At 62.9% G+C, this 14,359-nt stretch carries 16 protein-coding genes and 1 tRNA gene; 3 read left to right on the top strand and 14 right to left on the bottom strand.

All coding sequences use genetic code 11. The features are described 5' to 3' along the window. Positions 1–78: 78 nt before the first annotated feature. The 5 genes from Q0877_RS00150 to gcvH form a co-directional block, all read right to left on the bottom strand. Positions 79–672 carry a MerR family transcriptional regulator gene (locus Q0877_RS00150; RefSeq protein ID WP_299164954.1) on the bottom strand — a complete coding sequence of 198 codons (594 nt, stop codon included), beginning with the start codon at positions 670–672 and terminating at the stop codon, positions 79–81. Between the two features lie 182 nt (positions 673–854). Beyond that, the gene (locus tag Q0877_RS00145) at positions 855–1,358 is read right to left on the bottom strand and encodes a bifunctional nuclease family protein (RefSeq protein ID WP_299164953.1); all 504 of its coding nucleotides are present in this window, start codon (positions 1,356–1,358) and stop codon (positions 855–857) included. 9 nt (positions 1,359–1,367) lie between these two features. Beyond that, complete coding sequence (locus tag Q0877_RS00140; RefSeq protein ID WP_299164952.1) at positions 1,368–2,117, bottom strand: MerR family transcriptional regulator; 750 nt, start codon at positions 2,115–2,117, stop codon at positions 1,368–1,370. An 8-nt stretch (positions 2,118–2,125) separates the two neighbouring features. Next, the gene (locus tag Q0877_RS00135) at positions 2,126–2,602 is read right to left on the bottom strand and encodes an FHA domain-containing protein (protein WP_299164951.1); all 477 of its coding nucleotides are present in this window, start codon (positions 2,600–2,602) and stop codon (positions 2,126–2,128) included. Between the two features lie 76 nt (positions 2,603–2,678). Continuing rightward, a complete protein-coding gene (gene gcvH / locus Q0877_RS00130; protein WP_299164949.1) occupies positions 2,679–3,065 on the bottom strand; it encodes a glycine cleavage system protein GcvH in 387 nt (128 codons plus the stop codon). Between the two features lie 214 nt (positions 3,066–3,279). On the opposite strand from gcvH, the gene Q0877_RS00125 reads away from it, so the two are divergent. From Q0877_RS00125 to Q0877_RS00115, 3 genes are all read left to right on the top strand, one after another. Next, positions 3,280–4,329 carry an ATP-dependent DNA ligase gene (locus tag Q0877_RS00125; RefSeq protein ID WP_299164948.1) on the top strand — a complete coding sequence of 350 codons (1,050 nt, stop codon included), beginning with the start codon at positions 3,280–3,282 and terminating at the stop codon, positions 4,327–4,329. An 83-nt stretch (positions 4,330–4,412) separates the two neighbouring features. Further along, positions 4,413–5,078: a DUF6318 family protein gene (locus tag Q0877_RS00120; RefSeq protein ID WP_367182098.1), complete on the top strand. Its 666-nt coding sequence runs from the start codon at positions 4,413–4,415 to the stop codon at positions 5,076–5,078. Between the two features lie 5 nt (positions 5,079–5,083). Then, on the top strand, positions 5,084–6,040 hold the full coding sequence (locus Q0877_RS00115) for a hypothetical protein (protein ID WP_299164946.1): 957 nt from the start codon (positions 5,084–5,086) through the stop codon (positions 6,038–6,040). 3 nt (positions 6,041–6,043) lie between these two features. Here Q0877_RS00115 and ligD read toward each other — a convergent pair whose 3' ends face one another. The 9 genes from ligD to Q0877_RS00070 all read right to left on the bottom strand — a co-directional run bounded on the left by ligD (position 6,044) and on the right by Q0877_RS00070 (position 14,351). After that, on the bottom strand, positions 6,044–7,066 hold the full coding sequence (gene ligD / locus Q0877_RS00110) for a non-homologous end-joining DNA ligase (protein WP_299164945.1): 1,023 nt from the start codon (positions 7,064–7,066) through the stop codon (positions 6,044–6,046). Positions 7,067–7,127: 61 nt separating this feature from the next. After that, complete coding sequence (locus tag Q0877_RS00105) at positions 7,128–7,967, bottom strand: siderophore-interacting protein (RefSeq protein WP_299164944.1); 840 nt, start codon at positions 7,965–7,967, stop codon at positions 7,128–7,130. Positions 7,968–8,060: 93 nt separating this feature from the next. After that, positions 8,061–8,134 (bottom strand) — tRNA-Pro (locus tag Q0877_RS00100). Between the two features lie 107 nt (positions 8,135–8,241). Continuing rightward, positions 8,242–9,774, bottom strand: a complete 1,533-nt coding sequence (gene der / locus Q0877_RS00095; protein ID WP_299164943.1) for a ribosome biogenesis GTPase Der — start codon at positions 9,772–9,774, stop codon at positions 8,242–8,244. A gap of 18 nt (positions 9,775–9,792) precedes the next feature. Continuing rightward, positions 9,793–10,491 carry a (d)CMP kinase gene (gene cmk, locus Q0877_RS00090; RefSeq protein WP_299164942.1) on the bottom strand — a complete coding sequence of 233 codons (699 nt, stop codon included), beginning with the start codon at positions 10,489–10,491 and terminating at the stop codon, positions 9,793–9,795. A gap of 32 nt (positions 10,492–10,523) precedes the next feature. Then, positions 10,524–11,636 (bottom strand): prephenate dehydrogenase, encoded by a 1,113-nt coding sequence (locus tag Q0877_RS00085; protein ID WP_299164941.1) that lies wholly within the window; start codon positions 11,634–11,636, stop codon positions 10,524–10,526. Between the two features lie 3 nt (positions 11,637–11,639). Beyond that, complete coding sequence (locus tag Q0877_RS00080) at positions 11,640–12,758, bottom strand: pseudouridine synthase (RefSeq protein WP_299164940.1); 1,119 nt, start codon at positions 12,756–12,758, stop codon at positions 11,640–11,642. Positions 12,759–12,781: 23 nt separating this feature from the next. Continuing rightward, positions 12,782–13,423 (bottom strand): SMC-Scp complex subunit ScpB, encoded by a 642-nt coding sequence (gene scpB, locus Q0877_RS00075; RefSeq protein WP_299165245.1) that lies wholly within the window; start codon positions 13,421–13,423, stop codon positions 12,782–12,784. 4 nt (positions 13,424–13,427) lie between these two features. Beyond that, on the bottom strand, positions 13,428–14,351 hold the full coding sequence (locus tag Q0877_RS00070) for a ScpA family protein (RefSeq protein ID WP_299164939.1): 924 nt from the start codon (positions 14,349–14,351) through the stop codon (positions 13,428–13,430). Positions 14,352–14,359 lie beyond the last annotated feature (8 nt).

Genomic DNA, 14,359 nt, shown 5'->3' with positions numbered 1-14,359 from the left:
GCAAACCGGACATTGACCTGAGCAAACCGGAGAAACAAAAATGCCCCGCTCCGGGCGGGGCACAATGCTCGATCCTCGTCAGCTGATTTTGCGTGCTGCCCGTCGCTTGCTTAGTTCGTCATCCGGGAAATCCTGATCGGCTGCGTGCTCACTTGGCAACGCTGCGAGACTTCCTTCGACTTCCCGCCATACACGCCCGACGGCGATGCCAAAGACTCCCTGACCGCCCTGCACAAGGTCAATCACTTCGTCCGCTGAGGTACATTCATAGACGCTGGCGCCATCGCTCATCAAAGTGATTTGCGCGAGGTCCTCGACGCCGCGTTCACGCAGGTGCTCCACCGCGCTGCGGATCTGCTGAAGGGAGACCCCGGTATCCAACAGGCGCTTGACGACCTTGAGCACCAGGATGTCCCGGAAACCATAGAGCCGCTGTGACCCTGACCCGGATGCCCCGCGAACGGCGGGCTCAACGAGACCGGTGCGTGCCCAGTAATCGAGTTGACGGTAGGTGATCCCTGCAGCCTTACAGGCAGTGGGTCCGCGATACCCCGCGTCCTCATCCAGCACAGGAAGGTCTTCGGTGAAGAGCAGGCCCTGTGCGCTGGCGGGTACCGGTGTACCCGTAACGGCCGCGTTGGAACCCGTACCGGCGTCGCCTTTCGGACTCACGTGTTGCCTCCTCGTTCTGGTTCCCGGGGGGAAGTGGCACAAGCCGAGGTCCACAGGGGTAATTGAATGTCTGCCCTGAGTTTACAGCTAGTGCAAAGGGAACTGTATGCTTCGACGTTAGATCCCCGGGTACCCGAGGTCAAAGACGCCGCCCATAACAATCTAAGCGTGTCGCCCTTCAACTACTTCTCGAAGTCTTCGGGCTCGACGTCGGCAAGGAACTCGCGGAACTGCTTCAACTCACGCTCAGCGTTGGCTTGGCCTTCCGCGGAGGTGGCGTCGCCGTCGTCTGACTCTGCAATCTCCACGCCGGTGTCTTCCATGACCTGCGGCGCGCAGTAGATGGGGCACGGCACACGCAGCGCGATGGCTATGGCATCTGATGCACGGGAACTGACCGTGGTTCCGTCCTCGAACACCACCTCAGCATGGAACACCGTGTCCTCAACCCGAACGATTCGGACCTCGGTGACGGTGTGGTTGAGTGCTGCCACCATGCTGACCAGGAGGTCATGGGTCATGGGTCGCGGAGGGATAATGCCCTGCTGGACGAACGCGATGGCACTTGCTTCCGGCGCGCCGATCCAGATGGGAATATGGCGGGTGCCTGCGGCTTCCTTGAGCAGCACGAGGGGCTGGTTGGACGGCAGTTCGATACGAACGCCCACAACATCCATCTCGATCATGTCTGCCTCCTAGTTTTCCATCCGTGCGATCTGGCCCTGGACGAGGGCGCTGTGCAGGTTGAGGCAAAGCTCACTGATTTCGCGAGCAGTTTCTGCCGCCCGGGCCTTGGATGCAACGTCACGGCGGGAGGCAACCGGGGCGACGACGCTCTCAACAAGACCAAGTTCACGGTCCGCTGCAGCGCGGAAGGGACGAAGGTGGCGTGGCTCGATTCCGTGAGACTCCAGCTGGACGCACGCACGCGTGATCTTTAGGGCATGCTCGTCGAAGCGACCCTCCACTTCGGCGATGAGGCCGAAAGCCATGAGGTCGCGGACAAGTTCGGGGCGTGCACCGGCTTCGGCTGCGAGGGTCTCGCGGGTAAGGCGGCGGGCATGCGATCCCAGCTCACGGGCGAGCTGGTCCGAAACCATCCGCGGAGCCAGTGTGAGCCCGCCGGGCAGGTTCTCCGGGCGCTCTCCCCGGTCGATCGCGTCAAGGTAGTCCTTGATGACTTTCAGCGGTAGATACTGGTCCCGCTGGAGGGCAAGAACAAAACGCAGGCGTTCGACGTCGACCGGCGTGTATTTCCGATAGCCCGCCCGGGTGCGCTGCGGAGTGATCAGCCCTTTTTCCTCAAGAAACCGGATTTTTGATGCGCTGATCTGCGGGAAGTCCCCGGTCAGCTCGGTGAGGACCTCCCCGATGTTCAGGACGTTCCCGCTCACACGCTCCGGGACAACACCCACGGGTCGCCGGGACGGCTGGGAGGAGGGCATGAAAGTGCCTAGACCTGACCCTGCGACTGCGACACGCTCCCGGCGGCATAGAAAGTGAGGCGGAACTTTCCGATCTGTACCTCATGACCGTTTCGCAGCACGACGCTGTCCACGCGGTCGTTATTCACATAGGTCCCGTTGAGGCTGCGCGCATCTACAACCTGGAATCCTTCGGGGCCGCGGCGGAACTCGGCATGCTTACGGGACACCGTTACGTCGTCGAGAAAGATATCCGCATTGGGGTGGCGCCCGGCCGTGGTGACGTCTTCATCCAGGAGGAAACGTGCGCCAGCGTTCGGTCCAGAGTGCGCGATCAGCAGGGCGGACCCGGCTGGGAGCGCTGCAACGGCCGCAAGTTCCTCGCGCGTCAGACGCGGCTCAACGGATGCGGACGTCTGCGGCGGCAGTCCGATCGTGGTGGTCTCAGGCGAAGGAACATGCGATCCCGAAGCGTCCTGCGCGGCTGCGTTGTTCTCGCCAACCATTGAAAATTCCTTCCCCAAAACACGTGGCCAACCGGTTACCCGGCTGGCCACCATCTGGTTGCCTGGGCCGGTGACTCTAGCCTACCTGCTGTGAGTATTCCGAAGAACTGAGAAGCTCCTCGACCACCGAGCTGTCCTCAACCTTGACTTCGAAGAGCCAGCCATCACCGTACGGGTCAGTGTTGATCAGGGCAGGATCGCCGTCGAGCGCTTCGTTGCGGTTCACGACCTCGCCCGTGAGCGGCGCGTAGATGTCGCTGACGCTCTTGGTGGACTCCACTTCGCCTACGACATCGGAAGAACCTACTTTCGAGCCGGCCTCCGGCATCTGGACATATACGACATCGCCGAGCGCGTCCTGGGCGAAGTCGGTGATGCCGACACGGACAACTCCATTGTTGTCGGGCGCTGTAACCCATTCGTGTTCGGCGGTGTAGTAAAGGTCTTCGGGAATGTTGCTCATTGTCGGCCTTTCGTGGGCACCGGACGGATGATTCCTGGCATGCGGTGAATAAGCGGCGGCCCCTTTTCTTCCGATCGGGGGCCTTAGCAACGAGTATAGGCACAGTGCCCGTGCCGCGCGTCACCCCATGCGGCGCTAGGTTTTCGGCTCGCCTGCGGGCGGCGTCCGCGTGCCGCCCATGGCAATCCGGTTACTCATGAGACAGGATCGACCTATGACTGACCTGCCTTTCCCTATCCAGCCGATGCTCGCCAAAGCCGTGGACGCAGTGCCTGATGCAGACAGCGTTGCCGGCGGTCTGATCTATGAACCGAAATGGGACGGCTTCCGGGCAGTCATCCGGGTGAAGAACGGCGAGTGTGAGATTGGGAGCCGTGGATCGAAGACTCTCACCCGCTACTTCCCTGAACTTGTGGAGGCGCTGCTTGAGAACCTTCCGGAACGATGCGTTGTTGACGGAGAGATAGTCGTTCGCCGGGGTGAATCGGGCGCTGAGCGCCTCGACTGGGAAGCCCTCTCGCAGCGAATCCACCCGGCCGACAGCAGGGTGCGACTGCTGGCCAAGGAGACACCGGCGTCGTTCATAGCGTTCGATCTGCTCGGTCTCGACGAACACAACCTGCTCGAGGTCCCTTTTGCGGAGCGGCGGAAAGCGCTGGAAGGGATTGCTGAGACCTTTTCGGCGCCGGTGCACCTTTCACAGGTGACGGACGACGTCGAACTGGCGCGGCGCTGGCTGGTTGAGTTTGAGGGTGCCGGCCTGGATGGTGTGGTGGCGAAACCGCTCGCCGCGGCGTATGAGCCGAACAAGCGGCGCATGCTCAAGGTCAAGCACAAGCGCACTGCCGACGCAGTGGTGCTGGGCTATCGGGTGCACAAGAGCGGTCAGGGCGTCGGTTCACTTCTGCTTGGCCTGTACGACGACGGCGGTGAACTGCGTAATGTCGGCGGCGCCTCCGCTTTCTCGGACAAGCGGCGACTGGAACTGGTCGATGAGCTCGAGCCCGACGTCATACGCGACGAGGACGGCGAGATTGTTCGCGGTGAGACGGATCGGAGCCGGTTCGCTTCGGCGAAGGACGTGTCATACGTCCGGTTACATCCGCGTCGGGTTGTTGAGGTGCGGTACGACCAGATGGAAGGCGACCGGTTCCGGCACACCGTTCAGTTCGAGCGGTGGCGCCCGGACCGGGAGGCGCGGTCCTGCACGTTCGAGCAGCTCGAGATCCCAGCGGCGTATGACCTCAGTGAGGTACTTGCCTAGCAATGTTACCGTCCGGCTTGTGGATAACTCGTGGATCGGCAATCGCCTCTGGTTAGGATGGTTGGCAGTTCACACGTAATCACATGGTCGGGGAATTCATGGCTCAGTCTCGCCTGGCGTGCGCTCTAGCGGGCGCCGCCGTCTCAGTTCTTGCTCTAACCGGCTGCGCCGGCGGTGACCCGGGGGCTGCCCAGACGCCGCCGGACTCTCCTTCAGCGTCTGCATCCGCCCCGGCGTCAGTCCCGCCCTCAGCGACGCCAACCCCCACACCGTCCCCTGCCTCCGCGGACGGACCGGCGGTGAACATTCCCGTGCCTGAGAAGCCCGCGCTTGCCGACGAGAACACGGTGGAGGGGCTGGAGGCGTTCACGGAGTGGTGGTTTGAGCTGGGCAATTATGCAGTCATCACAGGCAACTCTGCTCCCTGGATTGCAGAAACTGACCCCGGTTGTAAAAACTGTTCCGCTTTGGTCGACTCGGTGAATCGATCTCATGCAGACGGTGGATGGGTGGTCGGCGGTAGCGTCACGGTCGAGACATTTGACAGCAAATTTAGAGAGACAACGCAAGGTTCCGTTGCTTCCTTTGTGACTATGTCTCAGGATGCGTCTGCTTATTACAGCTCAGAGGGAAATCTGATCGAGGAGCTTCCCGCGCGAGAAGAGCAAGTGGTCCGGCAGACCTTCGCCGAGCACAACGGCGAACGCTGGATCATGCTCGATTTTGGCTCTCCCAATACTGGCAGTTGAGCCTGATGCGGACTCCAATTCATGCACACCGGCTCTTCACGTTCTTCGCATTCAGCTTGCTCTTTTTTCTCGGACCGATTACGTCGGCTAACGGGCAAGGAGTAGGAGTTGACTGGTTCGACGGGTCTGACCCGAGCGTCGTGAACTCGGACATCACTGGTGATGAAGATGCTGATGAGCAGACATCATCGTTACCCCGCGATGACCCTGGCGGCGCAGTAGCGTCCGTAACCTCGATCACCTATACCTACGAGCGCGTTTGCCTGCAAGGCGTCGGCAGCTTTCTGGACCGAGGCGACTGTGTACGCATAGACGCTGCGTGTGATTCTGAGCCAGATGGCGTCATGGTCGAGTGGATTGCCATTGACAGTTCCACCACACCGCCAACTGAGACTCCGACAGGAGATACTTCCTGCCTTTACCCCGGCTCCCCCGCGCCGGAGCCGCCGAACGGCGGTGAAGCGGCAGAACCCGCGGTTGTGATCACCCTGGAGGACTTCCAGAGTCAGCCGATCATCGCCGCCTCGGTGATCTCGGAGCCGAACAACTTCGGCCTGCTGGGCGGGCACAACAACTTCTGGGCCGAGGCAGACGAGCAGGAGTTCACCTTTGAAACCCTGGGCGACCAGGTCACCATCCGCGCCTGGCCCGTCGCGTACGACTGGAACTACGGCGACGGCACGACCAGGACCACGCAAACAGCAGGGAACGCCGTCCCGGAGTCAGACTGGCTCTTGGTGGAAACTCCCACAAGCCATGTTTACGGCGCTACCGGTGACTACAACGTGGTCCTGACCACGCGCTTCAACGGCGACTATTCAGTCAATGGCGGACCCTGGATTCCGATCGCAGGACAAGCTGCAGTCGAATCAGAACCGCACTTCATCAGCGTCTGGCGTTCCGATAACCGACTGGTGGACGGCACCTGCGCCGAGAACCCATCCGCATGGGGTTGCAAGTAGCGCCTACTTGTCCTTCTTTGCGCGGCTGGGCTGGACCCTCGGCGGCTCCCCCGGCATCTTCGGATAATCAGGCGGGAACGGCAGTTCCCCAAGACCAGAATCCAGATCACGCTGCCACCATTCGAGGAGGGTGTCGATAGTCCCCGGCGTCTCGTGGAAGTTGGCCCACGGATCACCGACGGTCCGCAGACGCTCCGGCACGGTGAGGATCGTAAAGTCTTTCGGGTGAACCTTCTCGAGTTCTTCCCATGAGATGGGGCACGAAACCGGCGCATGCGCCAGCGCCCGGGGACTGTACGCACCTGCGATAGTGCGGTCGCGATTCGCCTGGTTGAAGTCGACGAACACCCGTTCCCCGCGCTCCTCTTTCCACCAGGACGTTGTCACCTGTTTCGGCATGCGACGCTCAAGTTCCCGAGCAGCAGCGATCACGGCATGCCGGACATCCAGGAACTCACGCACCGGATTGATCGGTGCGTACACATGGATACCCCGGTTACCGGACGTCTTCAGGAAAGCGTTGAGCCCTGCCTCCTCAAGCACCTTCCGCAACTCGATCGCAGCCGGTACGGCGTCGTCGAAATCTGTGCCGGGCTGCGGGTCAAGGTCAATCCTCAACTGGTCAGGATTGTCCGAATTGTCGGCGCGGGACGGCCAGGGGTGAAATACCACCGTATTCATCTGGGCGGCCCATACAGCTGCAGCCGGTTCGTCAATCACCAGCTGCGGGTGAGACCGCGCGCTCGGATACTCCACCTTCACCGAACGGATGTAGTCAGGTGCACCTTTCGGCGGGTTCTTTGAGAAGAACTGGTCACCGTCGATGTTGTCTCCGAAGCGCTGCAACGCAAGCGGCCGGTCGCCGTTCGCCGCGATGAACGCATCGCCGACATCAACCAGATACTTGGCCAGATCAAGCTTGGTCAGCCCAAGCGCCGGCCACATGACGCGGCTGGGACTCGAGATACGTACTTCGCGGGTGCCGTGCGGCCCATCAACGGATAAGACTGTCGCCTCGGATGCCATGCGTCCAAACATACTCTGCAGAACCACAACCACACCCGGCGCGGCACGCCGCCACGCCTGCTTACGAGGGAAGAACCATTCCGATTGGCTCCCGCTTCTCAGCCTGGAATCTGTCTTCGGTTCGGCCGGCAGCCCAGTAACCCGACAGAGAGAGCTGATCCTTGCTCAATCCACGCTCCTTCAGGAACACGTCACGGAGCGCCTTCATCGACTCCCGCTCACCGTGCGCAAAAACCTGCGCCCTGCCCGTTGGCCACTGATGGGCGGACACGGCGGCGGCGAGCAACAACTTCGTTGTGTCATCCCGGCTGCCACGATGAATCCACCTAACTTCCACACCCGACGGTTTGGCCAGCTCGATGACGTCGTCATGTCCTCCGCACTCGAGGAAAGCGAAGCCGGTTGCCTCCGCGGGCAGTGCCTCAAGTGCTGCAGCGATGGCAGGCAGCGCAGATTCGTCGCCCGCAAGCAGATGCCAGTCCGCAGAAGGATCCGGAGCGAAGGCTCCACCCGGCCCCATGAGTGCGATCCGGTCTCCCGGCTTGGCGCGAGCAGCCCAGGGACCAGCCAGTCCCTCATCTCCGTGCACGACGAAATCAATGTCGATGGTTCGATCAGCCGAATTGACTCCCCGCACGGTGTAGGTGCGCGTAACGGGAACATCGTCGGGCGGCAACTGCTCGCGCAGCGCTACGAGGTCGTAGGGCGGCTCAAGCCCGAGTTCCGGCTTCGCGAACAGCAGCTTCACGTAGCTGTCGGTCGCGTCTTTGGGCTGGAATTGCTCGAAGGCCGGTCCTCCCAAGGTCACCCGCACCATATGCGGTGTGACCTGTGCAGTACGGATAACGACGAAGGTGAGCTGAGGCCGGGCCGGCCGGGCCGGACGTTGCGTGGCTTCCATATACTCCAACTTCTGCAGAGTGATGAGGCTGTGATCCGTCGAATGAAACAGCACAGCCCCGGCAAGAGACCTGCTCTTACCGGGGCTAATCTGTCGGGATGACAGGATTTGAACCTGCGACCCCCTGACCCCCAGTCAGGTGCGCTACCAAGCTGCGCCACATCCCGATCGGCACGGACATTCCGTCCGAACCACCTGAAGAATCCTATCCTATCGATACCCTGACCAGCGAACCGGATCTGCGAGCCGGACAGGTTGAATGAACAGGCTAGAACTACTTTTTGCGCCCGCGCTTCTCACGGACACGCATGCTGACCTCAATGGGCGTTCCTTCGAAACCGAAGGTCTCGCGGAGCCGGCGCGTGATGAACCGGCGGTACCCGGGATCGAGGAACCCCGTCGTGAAGAGGACAAAACGGGGTGGACGTGATGACGCCTGTGTACCGAACAGGATTCGGGGCTGCTTCCCGCCCCGCAGGGGGTGCGGATGCGCTGCCACCAGTTCACCGAGGAACGCGTTCAGCTTGCCGGTGGGAATCCGCTTGTCCCAAGACTCCAGCGCACGGTCGAGTGCGGGAACCAGGCGGTCCTTGTGCCAACCCGTCTTCGCCGAGATGTTAACCCGCGGTGCCCACTCCACATGCGCCAGATCCTGCTCAATTTCGCGTTCCAGGTAGCGGCGGCGTTCGTCGTCGAGCAGGTCCCACTTGTTGAAGGCGAGAACCAGGGCACGACCGGATTCGATCGCCAGGTTCAGAATGCGCACATCCTGCTCGCTCAGTACTTCGTCAACGGCGAGGAGGACGACGGCGACCTCCGCCTTCTCGAGTGCTGACTGCGTACGCAGGGACGCGTAGAAGTCCGCGCCCTGCTGCATGTGCACGCGGCGACGGATGCCTGCGGTGTCAACGAACCGCCACACCCGCCCGCCGAGCTCGATCATCTCGTCGACGGGGTCGCGGGTGGTGCCGGCCAATGGGTCAACAACAACCCGCTCGGATCCGGCCAACTGGTTCAGCAGCGAGGACTTTCCAACGTTCGGGCGCCCGATCAAAGCGACGCGACGGGGGCCTCCTGAGCGTTCCAGCCCACCATGCTCGGAAAACTCCGGCATGATTTCGACGGCGCGGTCCAGCATGTCCGCCGTACCACGGCCGTGCAGCGCCGACACCGGCATCGGCTCCCCGAAGCCGAGCGCCCAGAGCGCTGCGGCGTCGGCCTCATTCTGGATGTCGTCAACCTTGTTCGCGACGAGGATGACCGGCTTCTTCTTGCGCCGAAGCATGCGCACCACAGCCTCATCGGTTGCGGTGGCGCCCACTGTTGCATCGACGACCAGCAGCACGGCGTCTGCAAGGTCGACGGCTGCCTCCGCCTGGTCCGCAACCCGTGCGTGGATGCCGCGGGCGTCATGCTCCCAACCGCCGGTATCAACCAGCGTGAAGTTGGTAGCGTTCCAGGTGGCCGAGTACATGACGCGGTCGCGTGTGACGCCGGGGGTATCCTCCACGACTGCTTCACGGCGCCCGAGGATGCGGTTCACCAGGGTGGACTTACCCACATTCGGACGTCCGATGATGGCAAGAACCGGATCCAACCGAACCGGTGCATCGTCGTCGTAATCACCAAGCTCCTGCGCGAGGAGGGCTGCGTCTTCCTCGTCCAGCTCATAGTCCTCAAGACCGGCCCGCAGCGATTCAGCGCGGCGTTCAGCCTCCGCATCGTCCAGGGCATGGATCTGCTCGGCTACGGAGTCCTCGCCCGCGGGCTCATACTCTTCCTCAAGTCCGGTCTGATTCTCGCTCATATTCGCGATCCTTCGTTTTTATTGGTGGGCGACAGTGCGAACAACGTCGAGCACCGCCGTCACTGTCTGCTCGAAATCCAGGTCCGATGAATCAACGGTAACCACACCGTTCGCGGCCTGCTGAAAGTTGACCACCGAGGAGTCCTTCGCATCACGCGCCAGGACCTGCTGCTTCAGCTGCTCAGCGGTCTGGGTACCGCCCAACTGATCGCCGCGCCGCCGCAGCCGCGCTTCCTCGCTCGCGGTCAGGAGGATGCGCACCTCGGCATCGGGCGCGACGACGGTGGTGATGTCCCTGCCCTCTGCAACGATGCGGTGGTGGCAGTCGGCGATGATCTGGCGTTGGCGGCGAATCAGCTCGCTGCGCGCACCGAGCGTGGTGGCGACGGCGCTGACTGCCTGCGAAACGTGAGGCTCCCGAATGGCCGCTGTGACGTCAATCCCGCTGATCAGTACGGACTCGGTATCCGGCCGGGTACTGATGGACAGATCGAGTTCACGCGAGGCGCGTTCCACTGCACCGGCGTCGGACAAGTCCACACCCTTCTCCAGGCAGTGGAGTGTCACTGCACGGTACATTGCACCGGTGTCCAGGTATGCGGCGTGGAGCCGGCGCGCGGTCTCCCGGCTGACGCTGGACTTACCCGAACCGGACGGTCCGTCAATGGCCACTACGAGCGACTTGCCCAATCGGAACTGCGCGAGAGTCGCAGACACTACAGGAGACACTAAGGGAGACGCTGAGTGAGTCACTGGACCACCTTCCATCCGCGTGTCGTGAGGAAATCAGTGAGCTCGTGCCGTTTGCCCGGCAGCACCGAAATTTCAGCCATGCCCACCTGGCGTTCGGGCGAATGCTCCAGCCTCAGGTCCTCCAGGTTGATTCCGGTGTCTCCGATTTCCGTGAGCAACCGGGCAATTTGTCCGGGGACGTCGTCGACCAGGACAGTGAGCCTCGCGAATGCCTCCGGCGGTGTGCCGTGCTTCCCGGGAATACGTGCCTGCCCGATATTCCCCTCGGCCATCAGCTGCGCCATGTCCAGGCGTGCGCCCTCCCCCAGCGGGTTCTCAAGCGTCCCGATCAGGCGGTTGAGGTCTTCACGGACGCCGTAGAGAATTTCCACGAGCCGACCGGCATTCGCGGACAGGATCTGAACCCACAACCGCGGATCGCTCGCGGCGATGCGCGTTACGTCCCGCAGGCCGTTCCCCGCGAGGGAAAGCGCATGCGCAGGTGTGTCCTGCAACCGGCTCGCCAGCAGGGATGACAGTACCTGAGGCAGGTGCGAGATGACTGCAACGGACTGGTCATGCTCCTCTGCCGACATTCGCGACACGACTGCCCCGAGATCGATCGCCAGCGCCTCCGCAATGCGTACCGCTTCCGGAGCGCTGTGCTCGGATGCGCAGATCACCCAGGGCATGGAGGTGAACAGCTCTCCGCGGGCCGCCACCGGCCCGGACTTCTCGCGCCCCGCCATCGGGTGGGTACCCACGTAACGCGGAAGGGCGGCGTCGTGCGCTGTTTCCGAAACCGACTTCAGCACGGCGTCCTTGACGCTTGCAATATCTACGACGACGGCGGCAGGGTAGGTTGCCAGCGACTCAAGGACCAACCCGGCGGTGACATCAGGCGGAGCCGCGACGACCACGAGTTCCGGAGCGAAGGCGGAATCGGCCGGGTCGAGGGACCTGCCGGCGCCGATGTCCTGTGCCACAGCCTGCGTGGACGGGGAGATGTCGGAAAGGACGACGTCGATTCCCCGGGCGCGCAAACCAAGGCCGATGCTCGTTCCGAGCAGGCCGGTGCCGACTATGAGCACGGGCCCGGACAGGTGCGTGCCGCCGTTGGTTACGGTCATGGACTACATCTCCACAGCGGCCAGGAGGTGCCCAACTTCCTGACGGCCGAGAACGCGGATGCTCCCCTGGCGCTGGTCACCAACGCGGATGGGACCGAATTGGGTGCGAACCAGGCGCTCGACGGGGTGTCCGATGGCGTCGAACAACCGGCGGACGACGCGGTTGCGGCCGGAGTGAAGGACAACCTCCACGAGTACGTGGCCGGGAGTGGAATCTACGAGTTTGAAGGAATCGACCCTGGCGATGCCGTCCTCCAGTTCGATGCCCTCCTTCATCTGCGCACCGATGCCCTGGGCCATCGGCCCGCGCACCTGTACGAGGTAGGTCTTGGGCACCTCGAAGGACGGGTGGGTGAGGCGGTTGGTGAGTTCGCCGTCGTTGGTCAGCAGCAGCAGACCCTCAGTGGCAACATCCAGGCGGCCGATGTGGAAGAGGCGCTCACCCTTGCGGTTCTTCAGGAAGTCGCTGATGCACGGCCGGCCCTCCGGGTCCTCCATAGTGGAGACGACTCCCTTGGGCTTGTTGAACGCGTAGTACATCATGGTCTCGTTGAGCTGGAGACGAATTCCGTCGACATGGATCGCTGCGGTTGATGCGTCGACGCGCACGCCAAGGTCAGTCACTATTGTGCCGTCGACCTCCACGCGGCCGTCACGAATCATGTCCTCGCACACCCGGCGCGATGCGACGCCCGCAGACGCCATGATCTTCTGCAGACGGACGCCTTCAGGATTGTGCACGTCCAGCCGGTCAACGGGTGGAGCCTTCGGGCGGCGGGGCCGGTGCACGGGGCCGAGGTTACGGCCGAACCGCTCTTTGCCGAAGGGTGCCGCGCCCGCGGATCCGCCCTTCTGGCCGCTGCGGGGAGCCTTGGGAGCACCTTTGCCGGCTCCCTTGGGAGCACCCGCGCCCCTAGGAGCACCCGCGCCCCTAGGAGCACCCGCGCCCTTAGGAGCGCCGGCGCTCCTGGGACCGTCCGTGCCCTTGGCGCCGTCGTATCCCCTGCCTCCGCGGGCAGGCTTTGCGTCACCGGCATCTCTTCGGGACCTACCCCCAGAGTCGGGAGCAGGGTTACGGCCGTCGCGGTTCCTTCCGGATCCGGAGCGGGGCGCCTGTGTCATTGATAGTCCTTAGCTGTTGTACGTCAGTACGTGGTGTCGTCGAAGTCCTGCAGGTTTTCCAGTCCGGGCAGGTGGGGCGAAAGCCTGGGCAGGTCGGCAACGGTGCCAATGCCCAATCTTTCCAGAAAAAGCGGTGTTGTTCCGTAGAGCACTGCGCCGGTCTCGGGATCTGTGGCTACATCGGCGATGAGTCCACGTTGAACGAGGGTGCGGACCACCGAGTCCACATTCACTCCGCGGATGGCCGACACCCGCGAACGCGCAACCGGCTGCCGATAAGCGATGACGGCGAGTGTTTCCAGAGCTGCCTGTGAAAGCCGCGCGCTCTGACCGTCAAGGACAAACCGTCCGACGACGGCGGCGAACTCGCTGCGCGTAAAGAACCGCCAGCCGCCGGCTACATTTCGGAGCTCGATGCCCCTAAGCCGGGTTGGTCCGGTTTCCGGGCCCTGACCAGTATAGCCGTCATACTCGGCCTTCAGTTCCGCCAGTGCTTCCTGCACCTGATCGAGAGGGACCTCCAGCGCAGCTGCCAACTGCATCTCGGTCACCGGTTCCTCGACGACAAGAAGCACGGCCTCGACGGCTGCCTGCACTCCCCCGGGTATTGACGGGACGTCGGGAGCCGGTGCCGCCTCCGCTGCAGCGTTGAAACTTCCGTGCATCTTCTCAGTTCGCTCGCCCACGGGCACCTCCTTCTACGCTGCCGGCGGGAGCCGGCAGCTCCTCGCCTTCGTGCGCCGCGTCGTATTCCTCGCTGATGCTGTCGGCAGTCCATTCTCGTTCGCCCGCTGACCATCGGACGGTCAGCTCACCCAACGGCGCAGCCTGCTCCATGGTGATGACCATGTCACGGAACATCTCAAGCAGGGCCAGGAAGCGGGCGACCACGACGACGAGTGAATCCGCATCAGCCGTGAGTTGCCGGAAGGACAGGACGCCCTGTTCCTGCAGCCGGTGTCCGATAATGTCCGCCTGTTCCCGCACACTGACCGCCGGAGCGTGCAGGTGGCCGATCCCGACTTCCGTGGGCGCCGGTTCCCTGGGTTCCAACGCTTTCGCGGCGATCGCGGCGAAGTCCGCCGGCGACATCCGCCACGTGAGCTCCGGCATGATTGCGGCAAACTGGGGTTCCAGCGCGACCTCCCGGGGGAACCGTGCGCTCTCCTCGGAGAGCCGTTCATCCAGCTGGCGGGCTATTTCCTTGAACGCCTTGTACTGCAGCAAGCGGGCGAAAAGAAGGTCGCGGGCCTCGAGCAGGGCGATATCTTCCTCGTCCTCCACGTCACCCGAGGGCAGCAGGCGGGCAGCCTTCAAGTCCAGCAGGGTTGCGGCGATGACCAGGAACTCACTCGCCTCGTCCAGGGAGAAGCTGTCGCCGGCAGCGCTGAAGGCACGGATGTACGCGATGAACTCATCTGTGACTTTGGCCAGCGCAATTTCGGTGATGTTCAGTTCGTGCTTGGAAATGAGGCTCAGCAGCAGGTCGAAGGGGCCGTTGAAGTTCTCGAGCCGAACTTCGAACCGTCCCGCTTTTTCGGGCTCCGGCAGCGGAAGGTGGGCGCCGCCGTCGTCGTGAGCGTCCTGCGCCATCAGGCGAG

The sequence above is a fragment of the uncultured Arthrobacter sp. genome, assembly GCF_947495145.1.
Taxonomy (GTDB): Bacteria; Actinomycetota; Actinomycetes; order Actinomycetales; family Micrococcaceae; genus Arthrobacter_D.
This window is presented reverse-complemented; position numbering and strand designations above follow the sequence as displayed.